We start from the raw sequence: 19,750 nt of genomic DNA, 5'->3' as shown, positions 1-19,750 counted from the left end.
TGCTTACTGCAACTATACTTGGTTTACTTTGGGTGATTTTGAAGAAAGCTCACCCTTAATTTGCGATATAGCAACTAGCCCAATTAATGCACAGAAAATCATGTAAAAACTAGCTGAAGTCTCTTGTCCTGTAACCTTGATAATTGTTGTGCATATAAATGGTGCAAGGCCACCAAAAAATCCAGCAGCTATATTTCTTGATAAACCAAATCCGCTGTACCGAACCTTTGTTGGAAATAATTCGCACATAAGTGCACTGACAGGACCAAGCGATGCAGCTATTGGAATTATAAAAAGAATGTGTGCGATTATGGTTAGTAAATTATCACCACTTAGTATCATTGAAAAAACTGGATAACTCACTATCACAAAAGTTATAAATGCAAACTTCATAACTTTTTCTCTTCCTATCTTATCAGAAAGTATTGCAAATAATATTGTCAACCCTCCGAGTACAATTTGACTCAGTATTTCTACCATATGGTTAAAATGAGTATTTATTGTTGATGTAAGCACATTGAAAAACATTAGATATATATAGAGAGACGCATTTTCAACCAAGTCAATACCTATTGATATTAGAACAGGCTTTTTGTAATTGTTTAATAACTCTTTTAATGGCAATTTAGATGGATTTTTCTGTCTTTTATACTCTGGACTCTCATCAAGTATACATCTCATATATATGCTGATTAATCCCATTGCTAAACTTAAAACAAAAGGTAACCTCCATCCCCAAGATTCAAAATCAGATACTTTCTTGCATATGAGTACCGCTATAAGACTTAATATTGAACCAAGAATTGCACTTAATACTTCAATGCTGCCAAAAAATCCTTTTTTGTTTTTAGGAGCGTGTTCTATTAAGAACGGTGCATTTCCTGCTTCCCCTCCAAGAGATATACCCTGCAATAACCTTAAACAAACTACCAGTATTGACGCTAGTATTCCAATGCTTTGATAACCTGGAACAAAAGCAATTAATACGGTTGATAGAGTCATTAATATAATCGAGAGCAATAAGGCAATTCTTCTGCCATGTTTATCACCAATGTGACCAAATATAGCAGCGCCGATTGGTCTCATTAAGAAACCCACTGCAAACACTCCAAAAGCCTTCAATACGCTGGTTAGTTGATCATCCGATGGAAAAAACACACCACCTATTATGTTTATTAAGTGGCCAAAAAGCATGTGGTCATACCACAATAAAGTGTTACAAATCAAACTCGAGAATATTACTTTTGTTATTTGCTGCATAATTTCCCTATAGCCTGTTTGATCTTATATATAAAAAAAATGTGAACATTATGTGAATATTATATTAACAATATTAAACCTTAATTTTAATATTATTGCTCATATATTCCGAGAAGATACCATATTTTGGTAAGAAAATCTATGTACATAAATAAAATTGATGCGAAGAGAAGAGTAGAGTAGGATATCTACACCAGATGTACTTAAATTTTTTGATATGACACACACTCCAGTTTTGTTAAAAGAGATGCTATCACAACTTTCACCGCAGGATAGTGGTATATATGTAGACGCCACATTTGGAGCTGGAAGGTATAGCAAAGCAATATTGGAGTCAGCTGATTGCAAAGTATATGCAATTGATAGAGATGAAACGGTAACTAAGTTTTATGATGATTTAGGCGTTAGATATCCCGATAGAATAAAACTATTCATTGAGAAGTTTAGTAATATTAAAAATTTATTAGATAGCAACAATATTGAAGGTATTGATGGAATAGTTTTTGACATCGGAGTTTCATCTATGCAGCTTGATAACGGAGATAGAGGGTTCTCATTTTTACATGATGGTCCACTCGATATGAGCATGGATAACTCTTCTTATATAAACGCTTCAACGTTTGTTAACGCTTTACGCGAAGAAGAAATCGCAAATACTATATATAACTACGGAGGCGAACGTCATTCTCGCAAAATTGCAAGAGCAATAGTAAATGCACGGAAGAAGAAAAATATCAAAACTACATTTGAGCTTGCGAATATTGTACGTTCCGTGGTATTTCGTGGAAAAAGCAAAATTGATCCTGCAACCAGAACATTTCAAGCAATCAGAATATGGGTAAACGATGAGCTGGGAGAACTTGAAAAGGGCATTAAAGCTGCATCTGAAATTTTAAATGAGAATGGCAAATTAATTGTCGTCACCTTTCATTCCTTAGAAGATCGTATAGTCAAAACTTTTTTTAAAGATTTATGTGAATCAAAATCTGCTGATTGCAAGACATTCTCTCTTCTAAATAAAAAAGTGATCAAAGCAAGTATAGAAGAAGTAAGTGCAAATCCGCGTTCACGCTCAGCAAAACTAAGAGCTATACAGAGGTTGTCATGAGAACTTTCTGCATCATCTCAATAGTTATGTTTTTTCTTAGCATTGTAGGACTATTTAAGGTAAAATTATATGTTCAGTCATTAAATAGAGAGCTAATAAAAATAAAAAGTGAAATTAATTTAGTGCAAAGTGATATAAAAGTTTTACAAGCAGAGTGGAGCTATTTGAATAATCCAAAAAGACTTGCAAGCCTTGTAAAGAAATACCTGAAAAATAACTCGTTAATACTGGCTAGCCAGGTTAAAAATCTTGACTCTTTAAATGGCCGCAGTGTGTTAGCACAACTTAAAACCCAGAGTTAAACTAAGCCTTATCTTTTACAGACAAGCACGCCACAATAAACCTTACTTTAGTATGAAATTGCTTGCGTAAGATTTTGGCAATCTCTTAACATTTTTTGGCATTTCAATTATATATTTAACGTTGCGTTTTTTTGCGTAGAATACTGCTTTTTTAAGAGAATCAAACTTTAATACAATCTGTTTTTTTTGATCTTTTGAGCCAACCCACCCCATCAAAGGTTCAATATAGTAAGAGCCAGATTCGATTTTTAGGTGCCAGAAATTTGTATTACCTAAACCAGATTGTGTTGCAGTTCTTGTTGGTTTATAAATCCTAAAAACTACTTTATCATCAATGCCCATAGTTCTTGTTAAATAAGCTTAAATATATATCTAAATAAATCCTTTCACAAACAATTAGTATGAAAGAATGAAGTTTGAAATAAATATTTTTATGTTATATTATTATTAAATTATATTAAAAGGATTAGCTGAATAGGAGTAACCGATGACGCAACAAGAAATAGTAACAATTAATGCAGAGTTACGTGGTATAACAAAAACAAAAGCGATGCATTCTCTAAGGAAGAAAGGAAACATTCCTGGAATCATATATGGAAAGGGCCATGATAATGTAAATTTGACATTGTCTGCAAAGGAATTCACGAAGCAATATAAATCAGGCTCTCTTTTTGCACATTTGATAGAGCTGAATATTTCAGGCAAAAAGGAATATGCTCTTGTTCGCGATATCCAATTGCATGTAGTGAAGGATACTGTGCAACATGTTGATTTTCAGTTTGTTGATAAAGGCAGTGAAATTAAAATAGACATACCTTTATCATTTGTGAATGAAAGTAAAGCTCCAGGAATCAAGTTAGGTGGAGTGCTTAATGTTTTGTGTCGTTCTATTGCTGTTAAGTGCTCTCCTGATAAAATACCTCAGGTTATTGAAGTTGATTTATCCGGTAAAATGATTGGCCAATCTATACATATCAATGATGTAAAATTACCAGAAGGTGTTAAGTTTGTAGCTCATGAGGAAGAAAATTTTACCATTGTTACAATTTCTGCTGCCGATAGTGACGTTGAAAAACCTCAAGCAGAAACAGAGGAATAGTGCACCTGATAGTTGGGCTTGGTAACCCTGGCAGTCAATATGAGCTAACTCATCATAATATCGGCTTCATCACCGTTGATGCAATCTGCAAATATTGGAATTTCCAGTTGTTCTCTAAAAAAGCCGATTATCTAATAACCTCTGGTATAATTAATGATAATAAAATCATGTTAATAAAGCCTTATTCATTTATGAATAATTCAGGCATCCCTGTTGCAAAAATACGAAACTTTTACAAATTATCGCTAGATAATATCATTGTCATACACGATGACGCTGATTTGGAACTTGGAAGAATAAAAATAAAGAAAGGTGGTAGCTCTGCTGGACATAATGGACTTAAATCCATAGATAGTTTTATTGGCAACGATTATTGGCGCTTGAGATTTGGAGTAGGCAGACCTGAAGATCAAAAAAGCTTAGCAGATTATGTATTATCAAAATTTTCAAATTTTGATAACGTTACTCCCTTAGTGGAAAAAATAGCAAAAAATATACACTTAATGCTGCAAGGAGATAATACAGCTTTTATCAATTTGATTGCATAATATTACGAAACACAAAAGTAAGTTTTGTTTCTATGGGTTAGTTGGTACGCGCTTTGCCTTTTAACAGATGTAAAAGCACAATTATTACGAACAACATTCCACCAATAACTGATATAGCTCCACCCGCAATAAAACAAGCACGTGCCAACATTGATGAAATACTTGGCAGATCTGCAACTTTTCTTAAGGCGCCATACCCACCAAGCCAAACAAGGCCAGTAATATGGAGAAAATGCCCTATACTGTAGGCATAAATCTGTAATCTTACCATGGAACTTTTTACCTCTTTAAAGTTTAATTTAGGTAACAGCCAATAAATGAAATTCATAAAAGCTATAGTGATCCCAACTACAGAACCATGATAATGAGCGGGAATGGTGACATTTCCCTCAATAGTCAGCACTCCAAGCACATCTCCATAAATGAACAATAAAAATGAATGTAATAAATAGTTGCTTTTATCATTAGTAAAAGTCCTGATGTTGCAGCACACTAATATTATCAAAAAGCACGGCAAAACTGCTCCAGCAATTCTCATATGCCAAGTAAAAAACTGTATTAACTCGGCGCTATCAATTGGATAAACAAAATATACAAACGGTGCACCTATAGCCAAAATCGTGTTTATAAACAGCGGTAAAATAGTAATTTTATTGCTTGAAGCTAAACTAACATCACTGATTATTAAATACACTAAAAACATTCCTTGAGTAAAAGCAAACTGCAATAAATGTCCGCCTCCCCAAAAGAGATATTCGTAAAATAAATTCTTATCCGAGTGATATAGACCTGGAGGCATATTTTGATATGCTAAAACAAAGCAAAGAAATGACGATACAAGTATAATAACCAGCCCAATTTGCCCCACAGAGAGAAATGAAACCTCTTTTTTTGACATATATGCAAGAACTGCATTTATTAATATGCTGGCAATAAATAAGCTGAGTCCAAGTAAGAATAATTTGTTTTGTAACACGGGAATATAGTTACTTTTGATAACTTCAGTGTTTGGAACAAATGCAGATACAAACATGAGCAGCACAGAAAGGGTTGATAGAACCCATGAAAAGTTAAACCAACTATTGGTATTTTGTAGATTTATGATAAAGAGCAGAGATATTATAGAGCACATCCACACCAAAATTGACAAGTTCACGTGTATTACCAGCGCATTATCAAAAATATATTGTGCAGAAGAAACAAGAGAGGAGATAAAAGGCAATCGTAGAAAAATAACAATTATTGACAGCAATCCAGAGCAAGCAAGAGCACATACTGCTAGGAATATCCATCTTTTACAAAGTAGAGCATTGTCTTGTATATTAAGCACAGTCTTTTTTCTCAATTTTGTTTAATACGATATATAACACTGCAATAATACCTAAAACATAGCAATAGTATACGTGTGGCATGACTGCCAAAGGTGAAACTCCAGCAATAGTGCTAGCCAAAAGCAATTGAGCGCCATACGGTATTAATCCTTGAAATACACAAGAAAATATGCCTAGCCATGCTGCACTATAGTGAGGCGGTATTTCATATTTCTTAGCAATATCTCTAGCAATTTCACCGCTAAAAATTATAGCGATGGTATTATTTGCAAGTAAAATGTCAGATATACTGACTATTTTTGCAATAAATAACTGCGCAGTTTTTTGTCCACCACGTTGTATCATAACCCAAGATGAAAGTTTATCTGCAAACTCCTTAGAAATTTTACCTACCAGTCCTGAAAGTCCGCCAACCATCAATGACAGTAGCATAATTTCATGCATACTCATAAACCCTTTGGTGATGTTTTGGCTTAAAAACAATAACCCATAATTGTTGTTATTTATAAATCCAATAATTCCAGCAAAAGTTATGCTTAAAACCAATGCCGTAAATACATTGATTCCAAAGTTTGCAAGCAATATAAGTATGATGTAAGGAGCTACAAGTAATAAAGAATACTCCTTAACTGAAATAGCAGCACTATTGCTTGAGCTATAAAATAATATAATTATTGTGAATATAGAAGCAATTAGTGCCACTTTTGCATTCAGTTTTAATTTTTTCTTTATATCAGCCTTTTGAGACATCACAGATGCAATTGTAGTATCAGAGATATAGATAAATTGTCACCAAACATTGCTCCTCCTACAACGGTTGCAACTCCTAAGGAAGGAGAAATCCCAGCTTGTGTCAGTTCAACTGCAATAGGAGCAATTGTTGCAATGGTGCCCATTGATGTACCAATAGCAGTGGAGATGAAAGCTGCTACAAAAAATAATCCTGTGAGTAAAAATTGTGTTGGTATAAATGAAAGAGCCAAATTAACTGTGGCATCAGCACTACCGATTGCTTTAGTTACTTCACTAAATGCACCTGCAAGTAAAAAAATGATGCACATAGTGATAATATTACGATCTCTTACCCCATCTAGAAAGGCATACATTTTTTCTTCAGTATTGCCCTTGTATAAAACCCAACCCAGAGCTATGGCAGGAACAATGGCTACCAGTGGAGATAACTGATAAAAAGCATTTGACACGCCAAGAACAGTAAAATATATGCCACTTCCTACAAAAAGAAATAGGAACAGTAAAATAGGCAAAAAATTTGTAAAATAAAACATACCTCTACTCCAGCTCTGATAAATGCAAATCAACTATGATATAATTTATATTATTATAAACCACAGTTAGCACCTTGACCAATGTTTTTCTAGAAAGCAATCTACCAGAAAAGGTTTCCAAGGTGCGCCAAGAAGTGCTTGGAGAACAGTTGGTGAAAATCCAACACAAACAAAGTCTAGCCAACAGTTTGGAACAGACCACTATGTTGCATGAGGTAACGAGTGTAATAGAGCTAGTGGGATGGACAATGCAGGGTACAACGAAAGTGAAGGGATTGAGTTCCGAAATACCTGAAGACATAGAGGTCGACATTTTCATGGCCATGGAAGACAGCATGAAGGATAACGTAAAGGCAAGTTATCACTCACTCTATCGGGATCTGAGACCGTGCCATGTATTGAAATGGACTTCAAGTGAACTTGGGAGATCCTATGCATTCCTACAAAGGTACGCTGGAACAAGTCAACAAAGGCAAGAACTAGCGGAAGATGCAGGGGAAGTCGGACTGATTGATAGTACTCAGAATGTGGGAAAGCCACGTACAAGGGGAAGCGATCAGCAATATAGTAACTGGAATAGGGATTGCTAGGCCAATACAACGGAGGTTGGAATAACATGCAAAATAAACTAAACCAGATAGCAGTAAGAGCAAAGCAAGATAAGCGACTAAAATTCACATCGTTAGTCCATCTGATAAATACAGAGAATCTTGCGAGATGTTATAAAGAACTGAAGCGTAACAAGGCTTGTGGAGTAGACCAGATAACAGTGGAATCATACGGAGAAAATCTGAATGAGAAACTCGAAGTGCTAGTAGAAAGTATGAAGAGGAAGCAATATCAACCACAACCAGTAAAGAGGGTATATATACCGAAAGCTGGAAGTAAAGAGAAACGCGGACTCGGAATACCATCGACCGAGGATAAATTAGTACAGATTATGCTGAAGAAGATATTAGAAAATATTTACGAGGCAAACTTTCTGGACAGCTCATATGGATTTCGACCTGGAAGAAACTGTCATCAAGCGGTAAATGCACTAGATAAAGCAGTTATGTACAAGCCAATAAACTACATTGTAGAAGTGGATATCAAGAAGTTCTACGATAATATACAGCATAAATGGCTAATGAGATGTCTAAGGGAACGAATAACTGACCCAAATTTGCTGTGGTTAGTAAAGCGGTTTCTCAAGGCAGGGATAGTCGAAGCTGGAAATTATGAAGCAACAAAACAAGGTACACCCCAAGGTGGTATAGTAAGTCCTGTATTAGCAAATATATACTTACATTATGTGTTGGATTTATGGATAGAAAAGAAATTTAAACCAAGATCCAGAGGATATATACAACTAATAAGGTTTTGCGACGATTTTGTGGTTTGTTGCGAAAGTAAGGTAGACGCGGAAGAATTTCTGGAATTACTGAAACAAAGGCTAAATAAATTTGGGTTGGAAGTATCTGAAAACAAGACCAGAGTAGTAAAGTTTGGCAAGAGGGAGTGGCAACAAGCGATAAGAGAGAAACGAAGGACGGAAAGTTTCAATATATGCATAAGAGGGACGACTGTGAAAACTAATATTGATGAGCCGTGTGCGGGAAATCTGCAAGCACGGTTCTTTAGGGGGAGTTGTAGTAATAAAACTCAAACGAGAGGAGTAAAGCTACAGCTTCTACCGAACGCAAAATTAGCAGGAGGATATATATTGTTTATTCCAAAAGGTGCAGCAAAATCAGCAACAGGAAAAGCTTTAGGAACAACGACTATTAGACCTCAAGATACAATCAATTGGAAAGTGCATTTTACTGTACGTGATAAATATAATTCAGTGATAGCAAAATGGTATAGCTATGAGAAGGGAGAACCAATATCAGAAACAGTAGGTAGCAGTGAACCAAGTTACCCTATACAAACAATTTACCCAAATGCAGAATCAGCAATTAGTGCAGCAAGTGCCAAATTTAAGCAACTACAGCGTAACAATGAGACTTTAGAAATGACAATACCAGGTGATCCAGAGTTATTTGCAGAGGCAAAACTTAACCTTGTAGGGTTCAATCAGGATATAGATGGTGAATGGGTAATTGATAGAGTGGAGCATATCTTAAATAGTGCAGGTTATCTTACTACATTATCAGCATCTTTGAGTAATTATGTTTAAGAGAAAATAAGTAAATTGCTGATTTAATGTGGAAAAAAAATGCTGAACATGAGCAAAAAATCCAAGAAACAAGCTACATTGTGGTTTATAGTGGTAATAGTATGTGTTGTTATTACGTATTATTATCAAAAATCCAAGGCTGCTGAGGAGTATCAGAAAATGTTGGAAGTGGCAGCTAAGAACTGTAACTTAGACACTCTGAAATTATTAATAAAAAAAAGTAGAGGTGATTCAAGTATTAGTAAAAAAGCATTATATTACGCTGCAGAGAAAGGGTGCTTAGAAATTGTTACATTTTTGTTAGACGAGGGGATGGATATAAATACTATTAGTTTAGCATTACTTGATGCTGCTGAAGGTGGTCAGTTAGAGATCGTAAAACTTTTGCTAAAGAGAGGGGCTAATCCTCATGTTGGAGACTGGAAAGGAAGAACTGCAAAAACTATAGCAATGAAGAGGTCATCTTATAGTGGAAATAAGAAGTCTTATAGAGAAATCGTAGACTTACTTGATGAAGCAGAAAAGCAGTACAAGCCAGAGCAATAAACTGTACATACAACACACAGTAGAAATTTTCAACAATTATCTACAATAAATTAATATCTCATTACATTATGCAAAACCAAAAAATTCCAATCGCAGTAATTGTAACGATGTTAATACAGACGGTAGCGGCGATATGGTGGCTTGCCAAGCTAGGCTCTGTGGACAAAATTTTAGAGAAGCCATACAAGAGCCCCGACAAAATTTAGAAAACCCATAAAAACCTCAGCCGTTTTATCGAATCTGGAAAAAATACGCCTAAAGTTCTTAATTTTACCGAAAAACACTCAATTAAATGACGCTCTTTATAAATGTGTTTATCGTAACCCCTCTGCACTTTTCGATTACGCTTCGGAGGAATAACTGCTGTACATCCCTTGCTTTCAAGACTCGTAACAAAAGCATTGCTGTCATAGCCTTTATCAGCCACTACAGTGGTATTATAGACACTTTCAGTTAATGTTGCTGCTTGTGTAATCTCATTTCTTTGACCAGGGGTCAGAGTAAATTTAAGTGGATTTCCAAGTGCATCGACAAGCGCATGTATTTTAGTTGTAAAGCCACCTTTGCTCCTCCCTAAAGCTTCTTGATCCTTGGAGTTTTTTGTATATCCAGATGAACATGGATGGGCTCGGATGATCGTACCGTCGATTATAGCAACTTCTAAATCAGGCTCTTGTTTAGTATATTCAAGCAATTTTTCCCAGACATCTCTTCCACACCATCTTTTAAATCGCTTATGTATACTCCTGTAATTACCATAAGTTTTTGGTAAAAGTCTCCATTGGCAACCACTTCGGACTATGTACCACACTGCCTCTATGAATATTCTTAAACGTTTTTCATCTTTGCTATGCATTCCTTTTACGCTTTTTATGAACTCTAAAATTTGTTTCCAATTTTCCTCTTTGATGTAATATTGCATATGGTAGTTTCTCCATTTTTTACCTATTAAGCTAAACTACCATCTTTTTCTCTCTTTTCATATTTTTTGTCCACAGAGCCTAAGTTATATTGTGAAATCAAAAAATACTGCCAATTCCCGTCCTGTGTAGCGGTATACAGATTGTAGTTGTATTAAACAAGAGCCTGATATTAGTTTTGACTACCTCAATTCTTCTGTCAGTTAATTCTTGTCTGTCAGATTAAATCTTGTCTTTTACACTTATCAACATATACACTAACCAACTACATTCAATAAATTTGTGTAAGATACCATTTTACATAAGATAGAATGGAAGCATTTTTCGATTTTAAATTACTAAAGCTTCAGTCAATCTCCTAGTCCTGTAGCTTTTGATATGGTCAGGATTAAAAGCCTTTTTTGATTTTAAAATACCAAAAACAATATGAAGCAACTTACGCATTGCAGCACCAACAATGGCCATATTATGCTTGCCTTTTTCTTTTAATCTCTTGCAAAAAGTCATAATAATAGGATTGTGATTTTTAGCTACTATAGCAGGAAAATACATGGCCTTACGTAGTGTTCGTGAACCTGATTTACTTAATCTGGGCTTGGCATATACAGATGAACCTGATGTTATATTTCGTGGTATAGTTCCAGCGTATGCTGCCAATTGTCTGGCATTTATAAAAGCCTTTGTGTCAGGAATTTCAGCTAAAATAGCTATTGCTGATTCCTCTCCTATTCCTGGAATAGTCAATAAGAGTTGAAAGTTTTCCAACAACTCTTTGTGCTGTTTTAATAGTTCACGTATGGAGTTTTTTATTGTTTCTATTGATTGTTCTATGTTCACTGCAAGGTTTTCCCAAGCATTTGCAACTTCTTCAGGCAGTCTCTCCTTCTTTTCTAAATGATTATTTACGAATGTTAATCCATCTTTTAACGCAACCGAGCAACGATAAAGATGTTTTAATTTTTTCATTTCAGGAGAAGGTGGTGTCCAACGAGTAGGTTCCTGTCTTTGGCAATAATCAGCAATAATTTCTGCATCGGTCTGATCATTCTTTTGTCTTACAAGCTTACTCCTCGCATAAGATTTAATACAATAAGGATTTACAACACTTACAAAATGTCCAGCATTGTGTAGAAATTCAGCCAAAGCTTCACTATAACAACCGGTAGCTTCCATACAAGCTTTCACTTGCTCTACGTTATGTTTTTGTAGAAAGCTCTGCAGACCTTGAAACCCATTATCATCGTTCTTAAAGCTTCTTTTCCTAGTTTCACGTTTTCCTTTTTTACTTATAAATGAGAGAAAAACATCAAAGCGATCTTTTGATACATCTATTCCCAGAAAGTTGTTGATCATATATAACCCCATACGTTACTATTTAAAATGAAAAGTAAGGCTAACCTTGTGAATACAGAATTAGAACCATTTAGGTTTTTCTACGATACCGTCCAGCCTATACTTTTGAGAAGGGAATTCTTATCTCCTCTACAGATTTTATATCTAAGAAGAAGCACAGAGTTCCTCCCTTCTCCACCTAATGCTTAAGCTTAAAACATTAGATGCTTTTGACAAGATACAAGAAGGAGGCTACTTAGAGAGGATGTCATTCCAGCACGTGACGCTGGAATCTAGTAAACCTTTAGCTATATTATGTCATGGTCTCCTGAATTATTCGATGATTCTAACACAACTGGTTGGTCAGATTCAGATGATGATTGTATTGGCTCATCAGACCCAAACAACCATGGAAAAAACCCACCAAAAAATGATGCAATTAATGAAAAAGGCTTCATAAGTATACTAAACAAACTACAAAAAAAAGAGCTCGGCTGTTCTTCTGTTTGTGCAGGTTCTGTGGGAGCAATAGGCTGTGCACTTCCGGTTGTTAGAACCTCTTCACTATCTGTCGATGATTCATCCACTGAACCATCAACAGGGTTTTCTGCGGCTTTTAATAATAGAGTTCTTATTTCTTCTGTCTTAGCTAAATCTAAAGGAGTCTTTCCATCCTCATCTACTATATTAACATTTTTTGAGTAGCCTATTAGAATTTTTACCATCTCTGTTTTATTAAGTAAAACAGCCAAATGTAAAGGAGTATTTCCATCCTCATCTACTATATTATCAATATTTGTTCCTATAGATAGATTATCACCAAATCGCCCTTGTAATAGAGCTTCTACCAGTGTGTCTACCTCCTGCGCATTACCATTTTTAACAGCTGAGCACAAAGCTTCGATGTTTTCTTGTGCTTGTTTTAGAACTTCTACTACCTCGTTGTGATTATTTTTTTAGCAAGATCTAAAGGAGCATTGTTTTTGTTATCTTTTGCATAAACATTAATTCCTTCGCTTCTTATTAGAGCACTTACTATCTCTGTATGACCATTTGCAGCAGCACAATGTAAAGGAGTATTTCCAAAATAATCTTTTGCATTAACATCTGCTCCTTTTCTTAATAGAGTGTTTACTATATCCGTATAGCCCTTTTCAGCAGCCAAATGTAAAAGGGTCTTTTCGTGAATACCTTTTGCTGCAACATCGACTTTTTCTATTGTTAACAGCACTTTTACTACACCTTCATGGCCATTTTGAGCAGCCCAATATAATGCCAGAAAATATTCATTAACATCGATTTTTCTGCTGTTAATAGCACTTTTACTACACCTTCACGGCCATTTACAGCAGCCAAACGTAATTCCTCAGAAAGTATTTTAACACCTATTTCTTTTTCTTTTGTTAATAACACTTTTACTACATCTTCATAGCCCTTTTCAGCAGCAAAACGTAATGCTCGAGGATATGTATTAACATCAATTTCTTTTGCTGTTAATAGCACTGTTGCTACATTTCCATAGCCCTTTTCAGCAGCCAGCCATAAAGAAGTCATTCCTCTAGAACTTTCTACTAAATTAACATTTGCTCCTTTATTTAATAGAATTTCTACTATCTTTTCATGGCGACTTGCAACAGCAAGATGTAAAGGAGTAATATTCAGACCAAATGCTCCTGCATTAACATTTGCCCCATTATCCAATAGAGCTTGCACCACTTGCTTATAACCTTTTTCAGCAGCCCAATGTAAAGGGGTCCTTCTATCTTCATCTGTTGCATTAACACTTGCTCCTTCACTTATTAGACGTCTTACTTCATCACTATCACTATCACTATTTTTAGCAGCCTCAAGTAATTTAGTTGTGTTTTGTAATAGAGTTTGTATTCCTTCATCAGTGGCTAAATCGAGAGGAGTCTCTTCTTTATCATTTTGTGCATTAACATTTGCCCCTTTATCCAATAGATCTTTTACTATCTCTGCATGGTTTCTTTGAGCAGCCCAATGTAAAGGAGTCTTTCCATTTTGATCTGTTATATTAACACTTGCCCCTTTGTCCAATAGATCTTTTACTATCTCTGCATGGCCCATTTCAGCAGCAAAATGTAGAGGAGTGCTGTCATATTTATTTTGTGCATTAACATCGATCCCTTCTACTTGCAGTAGGGCTTCTACTACTTCTTTACGGCCATGTGCAGCAGCAAAATGTAAAGGAGTCTTTCCATCTTTATTTACTGCATTAACATTTGCCCTATTATCCAATAGAGCTTGCACCACTTCTTTATAGCCATATCCAGCAACATAATGTAAAGGAGTGTTGTTATGGTCCTCTATTGCATTAACATTTGCCCCATTATTTAGTAAAACTTCTACTACCCCTTTATGGTCCTCTTTAGCAGCCCGATGTAGAGGAGTCTCTTTTAACTCATTTGTTGCATTAACATTTGCCCCATTATTTAGTAAAACTTCTACTACCCCTTTATGGCCCTCTTCAGTAGCCCAATGTAAAGGAGTGTTGTTATGTGCACCTACTGCATTAACATCTGCTCCTTCACTTATTAGACGGTTTACTGCATCAACATCACCTCTTTTAGCAGCCTGAAACAAATCATCTATACTTTGTGAACTACTCATCCTACACCTCTTTGTAAAACTATATTGTTATGATAAAGCCGTTAATAATCTATGAGCTCTCACCCCCTGTAAAATTATATTATCATGATAAAGTCATTAATAACCCATGAGCTCTATGTTCCTGGATCACGTAAATAATGGCTATTCCCCGTGTTTTTCAGTACATTTGAGCTGGCTGTACATAAGAACCGCAATTGTAGAACATGCTATTGTTAATAGTAAATTTGGTAAAATACCATAGCAAAAAAATTTTCCTACTATATATATTCCAATAGCCCCAAACATCATATTGCAGAATGAGAGGACTGCACTACCAAGCCCTATACCTTTGATCGTTTCTAAAGCAGAAGTTACGTTATTGCTTATTATTAATGCAAGTCCGATATTGGCTGGAATCCAGGCGACTTGAAGAATTAATATATTCAACTTGTCCGCGAAATAAAAATATACCAATAAACTATCGGATATTATCGGTAACACCAAACCTATTATTAGCATTTTGCTAACCCCTATTTTTGGTACATACCTTCTATTAATTAAAGTTCCAATTATGTAGAATATGACTATGATCGATATGAGGTAGCCAAAACACTGTACTTCAATGCCCATCGATTCAAATATGAACGGGTAGTTAGCAACGTATGCCCAAAGCCACATGAAAGTTAATCCATGAATAATTGAAAACCCAAGGAAACGATAATTTCTAAATATTGATATATATTGCTTGAAGATATTAGTAGTTATGTTAGTTATACTGGTTTCATTTTTATTTACAGTGAGTGTTTCTTGTAATTTAAAGTAAATAAAAATAAGCATAGCAATTGCCGCAAGTGATATAATAAAAAACAAAAATTTCCAACTATACCCATGCGAAATTATATAACTGCCCACCACTGGAGCTATTCCAGGTGAGAGTGCCACTACCATATTTAACTTTGAAATTACTCTCGAGTATTCACTACCCGAATACATATCCCTTATTGCTGCATACCCAACAACACCTGCAACACCAGCCCCTGTTCCTTGTATGAAGCGAATTAGTATCAAGAGCGCAATACTGTCGGCTATATAACACATGACACTTGCCAAAGTAAAAATTGTCATACCAATCAGCATCATTGGACGCCTACCATAATGGTCCGATAATGGACCATAAATTAATCCAGATACTGCAAATCCAACTAGATTCAAGCTAATTGTAAGCTGCACTACACTGCCTTCTACTTTAAAATAATTGGCAATGCTTGGTAGTGCAACTGAGTACAAATCAGTTGCCATATCGACAATTGCTACAGACAATATCATAATAAGAGAGATGATATTTTGCGAAAGAGCTGTTTTCACTTAATGATTTATTGGTAAATATGCTTGATTATAGTATATTTTTTTCATTAGTACATTAATTTAACTACTGAAATTAAGGGTAGCTATTCGAGAAAAAGCCTGTGAAGGCTCTATCCAGTAGGGTGTCATGCAAGTAGCTGACACTGGGATCTTAAGCTAAAATCATAAAAAGCGCGAATTTCAATATTTTATCTTTGATTATTCAAGTTTAAGTTTAAATACTGAGCATCAATTGTTTAGGACCTTCGCTTCCGTATTTTCCAGCGAGTCACCATAAGTCACTGCTTTTAGGTAAAACTTTTTTCCCCTTTGCACTTCGAAAGATATTATTGAATCATCAAGTAGAACAAATTTTTCACCTGCGGTGTCTTTAGTACCTTCTTGCCCTCTAATTAGGTTGCTAAGCTTATATTTATTTTTATCTATGAGTTCAGTACTCTGGAATTTCACTATCTCTTTTCCGATTAATGCTGAATTTGAATCGATAATTCCTAGGCTCTGTGGACAAAAAATATGAAAAGAGAGAAAAAGATGGTAGTTTAGCTTAATAGGTAAAAAATGGAGAAACTATAGTATTTCCCAAAGTAAATGATAAAGGTATAATAAGGTATTTGGGTTATAATGGCGTATAGTGTGGATTTAAGAGAAAAGGCAATATCGATGATAGGAAAAGGGAAGAAGAAGGTTGAGGTGGCAGAGCTTCTGGAGATAGGAATAGCAACTTTGTACCGCTGGTTAAAAAAGAAAGCTGCTGGTGAAAGCCTCAAGCCATCTAAAAACGGCAGCTTTATTCGAAAAATAGACCCAAAAATACTCGAAGAATATGTTACAAAGAATCCAGATCATACTCTGGCAGAGATGAAACAAAATCTTGGATTTGGAATAAATTCAATTTGGTATAGACTAAAACAGCTAAAAATTACTTTAAAAAAAAGTCACACTATATCAAGAGCGCAATCAAGAAGATAGGCAGCAGTTTATTGATAAAATCTCAAAAATAGACCATTCCAGCATCTTATATATAGATGAAGCAGGAGTTGATAATAAATTATACCGAGAATATGGACGTGCTCCAAGAGGAAAGAAAATTTATGCAGATATTCCAGGGAGAACTCGAGAGAGAATCAGTATAGTAGCCGGGTGGATTGGAATGAGATTTATTGCACCAATGACTTTCAAAGGTGGGTGTGACAAAGAGGTATTCAATATATGGTTGGAGAAGATGTTATTACCTAAATTGCCACTTGGCACAACCATAGTTATGGATAATGCTACATTTCATAAGACCACTAAAACAAAATCATTAATAGAGTCTTTTGGCTGTCATGTGCTGTATCTTCCAACATATTCACCAGATTTGAATCCCATAGAACACTGTTGGCATACCATCAAAAGCCGCCTCAGACCTCTAATGTATAAATGTACAGACTTACAACTTTTGGTTGGTAATACCATAATGGAAATTTATCATTCATTTTAGAAAATACTATACCATATGCAATATTACATCAAAGAGGAAAATTGGAAACAAATTTTAGAGTTCATAAAAAGCGTAAAAGGAATGCATAGCAAAGATGAAAAACGTTTAAGAATATTCATAGAGGCAGTGTGGTACATAGTCCGAAGTGGTTGCCAATGGAGACTTTTACCAAAAACTTATGGTAATTACAGGAGTATACATAAGCGATTTAAAAGATGGTGTGAAAGAGATGTCTGGGAAAAATTGCTTGAATATACTAAACAAGAGCCTGATTTAGAAGTTGCTATAATCGACGGTACGATCATCCGAGCCCATCCATGTTCATCTGGATATACAAAAAACTCCAAGGATCAAGAAGCTTTAGGGAGGAGCAAAGGTGGCTTTACAACTAAAATACATGCGCTTGTCGATGCACTTGGAAATCCACTTAAATTTACTCTGACCCCTGGTCAAAGAAATGAGATTACACAAGCAGCAACATTAACTGAAAGTGTCTATAATACCACTGTAGTGGCTGATAAAGGCTATGACAGCAATGCTTTTGTTACGAGTCTTGAAAGCAAGGGATGTACAGCAGTTATTCCTCCGAAGCGTAATCGAAAAGTGCAGAGGGGTTACGATAAACACATTTATAAAGAGCGTCATTTAATTGAGTGTTTTTCGGTAAAATTAAGAACTTTAGGCGTATTTTTTCCAGATTCGATAAAACGGCTGAGGTTTTTATGGGTTTTCTAAATTTTGTCGGGGCTCTTGTATGGCTTCTCTAAAATTTTGTCCACAGAGCCTAGGTGTATGGTCCCAGAGTGTGATGGTGTGGATTTAGTATAAATAATTCTGGAGACTGTGTCCACTGATAACATATAAATTCATAAGGAGTAAGACCCTTAAGAGTTTTGAGTCTCTTTGCATAATTATAAGCCATAACAAAGTTATAAAGGTGTTCTTTAAGTTGCTGGTGCGATTGATAGTAATACTTCTTAACTGTAGCATCCTTTAAAGTTTTATTCATACGCTCAACTTGCCCATTTGTCCAAGGATGGCTAACTTTTGTCAAACGATGTTCAATAACATTCTCTTCGCAAACTCTATTAAATATGTGTTGGAAAGCATACTTATGACGCTTCTGGTTTGTAAATTGTATACCGTTATCTGTCAAAATAGTATGGATTTTATACGGTAAAATTCTAATCAAATTACGTAAGAACTCAGCAGCTATGGGTTTTGTAGCACTGTTACGCAACTCAACATAGGTAAATTTGGATGTCCTATCAATAGCAACAAACAAATGTAATTTGCCCTCCTCAGTTCTAACTTCAGCAATATCAATATGAAAGTAACCGATAGGATATTGTTTGAATTTCTTTTTTGACTTAACTTCTCCATCAACAGTTGGTAATCTGCTAATGTTGTGTCTTTGTAAACAACGATGCAAGCTAGAGCGAGTCAAATGCGGAATTGTAGACTGCAGAGCGTAAAGGCAATCATCTAGTGGCAGTAGTGTATACTTGCGAAATGTAACTATTATAGCTTCCTCTTCTAGCGTTAAAACAGTCGATCTTGGATGCTTTGGACCCATATCAGCATCTTTCGTAAATGAACGTTTTCTCCACTTAATAATAGTTTTTGGATTAAGGTTATAATGCTTGGAGAGTTTTGCTATGCTCTCTTTTCTATTTTGTATTGCTCTACGAATCGTCTGTGTTGTTTTGGCGCACCCATGTAATATTTGTCCCATAACTCCTCCTTTGATGGTATTTTTTTCTCATATTTTATCATACCATCACACTCTAGGACTGTACACCTAGGGATATAGTTGTTCTATTTTCCAATCGCTTCCCTCAACAAGAGTATATCTAAACCTAGTGTGTCTCCTATATTCACCTTCTTGCCAAAATTCAATTACTTTTGGGATTACGCAAAATCCCACCCAAAAGTCAGGACGAGAAACTTGTATATTGTAAAATTCTTTTTCCTTCAATTTTATAGCTTGCTCAAAATCTTGCCAATCTTTCAGAATGCTCGATTGTTTTGAGCACCATGCGCTAATTTGACTATCGCGCGCTCGAGAAGAGAAGTATTTGTCAGTTCTTTCATCGTTTAGAAGTTTAACCTCTCCTTCAATTCGTACTTGCCTAGCAAATTCTATCCAATGAAACACTAACGCAGCTTTGGGGTTCTCAGTCAATTCTTTCCCTTTTTTACTGTTTACGTTAGTGAAAAACACAAAACCTTCTTTGCTATATTCCTTTAGTAATACCACTCTTGCAGATGGAATGCAGTCTTTGCTACAAGTTGCTAGCGTCATTGCAGTTGGTTGTTTACACGGAGAATTAAGTACTGCTTCATACCACTTTGAAAACAAGTTAATAGGATCTTTTTCAGGTAAAAATGTCATATTCAAA

Annotated in this window: 22 protein-coding genes and 2 pseudogenes; 10 read left to right on the top strand and 14 right to left on the bottom strand. The window is 35.4% G+C overall.

The window, feature by feature from the left end; genetic code table 11:
- Positions 1 to 12: 12 nt before the first annotated feature.
- Positions 13 to 1,260 (bottom strand): MFS transporter, encoded by a 1,248-nt coding sequence (locus ACQH1X_RS06005; RefSeq protein WP_425386000.1) that lies wholly within the window; start codon positions 1,258 to 1,260, stop codon positions 13 to 15.
- A gap of 217 nt (positions 1,261 to 1,477) precedes the next feature.
- On the opposite strand from ACQH1X_RS06005, the gene rsmH reads away from it, so the two are divergent.
- Positions 1,478 to 2,368 carry a 16S rRNA (cytosine(1402)-N(4))-methyltransferase RsmH gene (gene rsmH, locus ACQH1X_RS06000; RefSeq protein WP_425385999.1) on the top strand — a complete coding sequence of 297 codons (891 nt, stop codon included), beginning with the start codon at positions 1,478 to 1,480 and terminating at the stop codon, positions 2,366 to 2,368.
- A gap of 26 nt (positions 2,369 to 2,394) precedes the next feature.
- Positions 2,395 to 2,670: a cell division protein FtsL gene (ftsL, locus tag ACQH1X_RS05995; RefSeq protein ID WP_425385998.1), complete on the top strand. Its 276-nt coding sequence runs from the start codon at positions 2,395 to 2,397 to the stop codon at positions 2,668 to 2,670.
- Between the two features lie 42 nt (positions 2,671 to 2,712).
- Here the strand turns inward: ftsL and ACQH1X_RS05990 are convergent, their stop codons facing one another.
- A complete protein-coding gene (locus ACQH1X_RS05990; RefSeq protein ID WP_425385997.1) occupies positions 2,713 to 3,012 on the bottom strand; it encodes an NADH dehydrogenase ubiquinone Fe-S protein 4 in 300 nt (99 codons plus the stop codon).
- 145 nt (positions 3,013 to 3,157) lie between these two features.
- Here ACQH1X_RS05990 and ACQH1X_RS05985 point away from each other — a divergent pair, with 145 nt between their 5' ends.
- Positions 3,158 to 3,769 (top strand): 50S ribosomal protein L25/general stress protein Ctc, encoded by a 612-nt coding sequence (locus ACQH1X_RS05985; RefSeq protein WP_425385996.1) that lies wholly within the window; start codon positions 3,158 to 3,160, stop codon positions 3,767 to 3,769.
- Positions 3,769 to 4,317 carry an aminoacyl-tRNA hydrolase gene (gene pth, locus ACQH1X_RS05980; protein ID WP_425385995.1) on the top strand — a complete coding sequence of 183 codons (549 nt, stop codon included), beginning with the start codon at positions 3,769 to 3,771 and terminating at the stop codon, positions 4,315 to 4,317. The genes ACQH1X_RS05985 and pth overlap by 1 nt, the downstream gene beginning before the upstream one ends.
- A 37-nt stretch (positions 4,318 to 4,354) precedes the next feature.
- Here pth and ACQH1X_RS05975 read toward each other — a convergent pair whose 3' ends face one another.
- From ACQH1X_RS05975 to ACQH1X_RS05965, 3 genes are read right to left on the bottom strand one after another with little or no spacing between them, the layout of a single operon-like run.
- Complete coding sequence (locus tag ACQH1X_RS05975; RefSeq protein WP_425385994.1) at positions 4,355 to 5,647, bottom strand: cbb3-type cytochrome c oxidase subunit I; 1,293 nt, start codon at positions 5,645 to 5,647, stop codon at positions 4,355 to 4,357.
- Positions 5,640 to 6,398, bottom strand: a complete 759-nt coding sequence (locus ACQH1X_RS05970; RefSeq protein ID WP_425385993.1) for a hypothetical protein — start codon at positions 6,396 to 6,398, stop codon at positions 5,640 to 5,642. The genes ACQH1X_RS05975 and ACQH1X_RS05970 overlap by 8 nt, the downstream gene beginning before the upstream one ends.
- On the bottom strand, positions 6,398 to 6,934 hold the full coding sequence (locus ACQH1X_RS05965) for a Na+/H+ antiporter NhaC family protein (protein ID WP_425385992.1): 537 nt from the start codon (positions 6,932 to 6,934) through the stop codon (positions 6,398 to 6,400). The genes ACQH1X_RS05970 and ACQH1X_RS05965 overlap by 1 nt, the downstream gene beginning before the upstream one ends.
- A gap of 203 nt (positions 6,935 to 7,137) precedes the next feature.
- Between ACQH1X_RS05965 and ACQH1X_RS05960 the strand changes: the two genes are divergently transcribed.
- Genes ACQH1X_RS05960 through ACQH1X_RS05950 form a run of 3 tightly spaced genes read left to right on the top strand, consistent with a single transcriptional unit; the run spans position 7,138 to position 9,641 of the window.
- A complete protein-coding gene (locus ACQH1X_RS05960; protein WP_246433168.1) occupies positions 7,138 to 7,524 on the top strand; it encodes a hypothetical protein in 387 nt (128 codons plus the stop codon).
- A gap of 26 nt (positions 7,525 to 7,550) precedes the next feature.
- Positions 7,551 to 9,095 carry a group II intron reverse transcriptase/maturase gene (gene ltrA, locus ACQH1X_RS05955; protein ID WP_425385991.1) on the top strand — a complete coding sequence of 515 codons (1,545 nt, stop codon included), beginning with the start codon at positions 7,551 to 7,553 and terminating at the stop codon, positions 9,093 to 9,095.
- Between the two features lie 39 nt (positions 9,096 to 9,134).
- Complete coding sequence (locus tag ACQH1X_RS05950) at positions 9,135 to 9,641, top strand: ankyrin repeat domain-containing protein (protein WP_425385990.1); 507 nt, start codon at positions 9,135 to 9,137, stop codon at positions 9,639 to 9,641.
- A 170-nt stretch (positions 9,642 to 9,811) separates the two neighbouring features.
- Here the strand turns inward: ACQH1X_RS05950 and ACQH1X_RS05945 are convergent.
- From ACQH1X_RS05945 to ACQH1X_RS05915, 7 genes and pseudogenes are all read right to left on the bottom strand, one after another.
- Positions 9,812 to 10,563, bottom strand: a pseudogene (locus tag ACQH1X_RS05945) (IS5 family transposase).
- Between the two features lie 328 nt (positions 10,564 to 10,891).
- Complete coding sequence (locus ACQH1X_RS05940) at positions 10,892 to 11,914, bottom strand: IS110 family transposase (RefSeq protein WP_425385829.1); 1,023 nt, start codon at positions 11,912 to 11,914, stop codon at positions 10,892 to 10,894.
- Between the two features lie 287 nt (positions 11,915 to 12,201).
- Positions 12,202 to 12,789 (bottom strand): ankyrin repeat domain-containing protein, encoded by a 588-nt coding sequence (locus ACQH1X_RS05935; RefSeq protein WP_425385989.1) that lies wholly within the window; start codon positions 12,787 to 12,789, stop codon positions 12,202 to 12,204.
- Between the two features lie 38 nt (positions 12,790 to 12,827).
- Positions 12,828 to 13,172 (bottom strand): ankyrin repeat domain-containing protein, encoded by a 345-nt coding sequence (locus ACQH1X_RS05930; RefSeq protein WP_425386679.1) that lies wholly within the window; start codon positions 13,170 to 13,172, stop codon positions 12,828 to 12,830.
- Positions 13,130 to 14,524: an ankyrin repeat domain-containing protein gene (locus ACQH1X_RS05925; protein WP_425385988.1), complete on the bottom strand. Its 1,395-nt coding sequence runs from the start codon at positions 14,522 to 14,524 to the stop codon at positions 13,130 to 13,132. Before ACQH1X_RS05925 ends, ACQH1X_RS05930 begins: the two co-directional genes overlap by 43 nt.
- 141 nt (positions 14,525 to 14,665) lie before the next feature.
- A complete protein-coding gene (locus ACQH1X_RS05920; RefSeq protein ID WP_425385987.1) occupies positions 14,666 to 15,829 on the bottom strand; it encodes a multidrug effflux MFS transporter in 1,164 nt (387 codons plus the stop codon).
- A 267-nt stretch (positions 15,830 to 16,096) separates the two neighbouring features.
- On the bottom strand, positions 16,097 to 16,318 hold the full coding sequence (locus ACQH1X_RS05915; protein WP_425385986.1) for a phage tail baseplate protein: 222 nt from the start codon (positions 16,316 to 16,318) through the stop codon (positions 16,097 to 16,099).
- Between the two features lie 171 nt (positions 16,319 to 16,489).
- Here ACQH1X_RS05915 and ACQH1X_RS05910 point away from each other — a divergent pair, with 171 nt between their 5' ends.
- The 3 genes and pseudogenes from ACQH1X_RS05910 to ACQH1X_RS05900 all read left to right on the top strand — a co-directional run bounded on the left by ACQH1X_RS05910 (position 16,490) and on the right by ACQH1X_RS05900 (position 18,115).
- Complete coding sequence (locus ACQH1X_RS05910) at positions 16,490 to 16,837, top strand: IS630 transposase-related protein (RefSeq protein WP_425385784.1); 348 nt, start codon at positions 16,490 to 16,492, stop codon at positions 16,835 to 16,837.
- A 10-nt stretch (positions 16,838 to 16,847) separates the two neighbouring features.
- Positions 16,848 to 17,348, top strand: a complete 501-nt coding sequence (locus ACQH1X_RS05905; protein ID WP_306794344.1) for an IS630 family transposase — start codon at positions 16,848 to 16,850, stop codon at positions 17,346 to 17,348.
- Positions 17,349 to 17,363: 15 nt separating this feature from the next.
- A pseudogene (locus tag ACQH1X_RS05900) lies at positions 17,364 to 18,115 on the top strand (IS5 family transposase).
- Between the two features lie 17 nt (positions 18,116 to 18,132).
- On the opposite strand, the gene ACQH1X_RS05895 reads toward ACQH1X_RS05900, so the two are convergent.
- Entirely contained in the window at positions 18,133 to 19,083 is a 951-nt protein-coding gene (locus tag ACQH1X_RS05895; RefSeq protein WP_425385985.1) for an IS481 family transposase, read from the bottom strand.
- Between the two features lie 66 nt (positions 19,084 to 19,149).
- Positions 19,150 to 19,743, bottom strand: a complete 594-nt coding sequence (gene pdxH, locus ACQH1X_RS05890) for a pyridoxamine 5'-phosphate oxidase (RefSeq protein WP_425385984.1) — start codon at positions 19,741 to 19,743, stop codon at positions 19,150 to 19,152.
- Positions 19,744 to 19,750 lie beyond the last annotated feature (7 nt).

The organism is Wolbachia endosymbiont (group A) of Barypeithes pellucidus, assembly GCF_964030885.1.
In the GTDB taxonomy this organism is placed as follows: Bacteria; Pseudomonadota; Alphaproteobacteria; order Rickettsiales; family Anaplasmataceae; genus Wolbachia.
Note: the sequence above shows the minus strand (reverse complement) of the source record. Positions and strands in the feature narration are given on the sequence as shown.

Excerpts from the sequence above, each read along its gene's own strand:
- ACQH1X_RS06005 (WP_425386000.1), bottom strand. The coding sequence starts at position 1,260 with ATGCAGCAAATAACAAAAGTAATATTCTCGAGTTTGATTTGTAACACT.
- rsmH (WP_425385999.1), top strand. The coding sequence starts at position 1,478 with ATGACACACACTCCAGTTTTGTTAAAAGAGATGCTATCACAACTTTCA.
- ftsL (WP_425385998.1), top strand. The coding sequence starts at position 2,395 with ATGTTTTTTCTTAGCATTGTAGGACTATTTAAGGTAAAATTATATGTT.
- ACQH1X_RS05990 (WP_425385997.1), bottom strand. The coding sequence starts at position 3,012 with ATGGGCATTGATGATAAAGTAGTTTTTAGGATTTATAAACCAACAAGA.
- ACQH1X_RS05985 (WP_425385996.1), top strand. The coding sequence starts at position 3,158 with ATGACGCAACAAGAAATAGTAACAATTAATGCAGAGTTACGTGGTATA.
- ACQH1X_RS05970 (WP_425385993.1), bottom strand. The coding sequence starts at position 6,398 with ATGTCTCAAAAGGCTGATATAAAGAAAAAATTAAAACTGAATGCAAAA.
- ACQH1X_RS05965 (WP_425385992.1), bottom strand. The coding sequence starts at position 6,934 with ATGTTTTATTTTACAAATTTTTTGCCTATTTTACTGTTCCTATTTCTT.
- ACQH1X_RS05960 (WP_246433168.1), top strand. The coding sequence starts at position 7,138 with ATGTTGCATGAGGTAACGAGTGTAATAGAGCTAGTGGGATGGACAATG.
- ltrA (WP_425385991.1), top strand. The coding sequence starts at position 7,551 with ATGCAAAATAAACTAAACCAGATAGCAGTAAGAGCAAAGCAAGATAAG.
- ACQH1X_RS05950 (WP_425385990.1), top strand. The coding sequence starts at position 9,135 with ATGCTGAACATGAGCAAAAAATCCAAGAAACAAGCTACATTGTGGTTT.
- ACQH1X_RS05940 (WP_425385829.1), bottom strand. The coding sequence starts at position 11,914 with ATGATCAACAACTTTCTGGGAATAGATGTATCAAAAGATCGCTTTGAT.
- ACQH1X_RS05925 (WP_425385988.1), bottom strand. The coding sequence starts at position 14,524 with ATGAGTAGTTCACAAAGTATAGATGATTTGTTTCAGGCTGCTAAAAGA.
- ACQH1X_RS05920 (WP_425385987.1), bottom strand. The coding sequence starts at position 15,829 with ATGATATTGTCTGTAGCAATTGTCGATATGGCAACTGATTTGTACTCA.
- ACQH1X_RS05910 (WP_425385784.1), top strand. The coding sequence starts at position 16,490 with ATGGCGTATAGTGTGGATTTAAGAGAAAAGGCAATATCGATGATAGGA.
- ACQH1X_RS05895 (WP_425385985.1), bottom strand. The coding sequence starts at position 19,083 with ATGGGACAAATATTACATGGGTGCGCCAAAACAACACAGACGATTCGT.
- pdxH (WP_425385984.1), bottom strand. The coding sequence starts at position 19,743 with ATGACATTTTTACCTGAAAAAGATCCTATTAACTTGTTTTCAAAGTGG.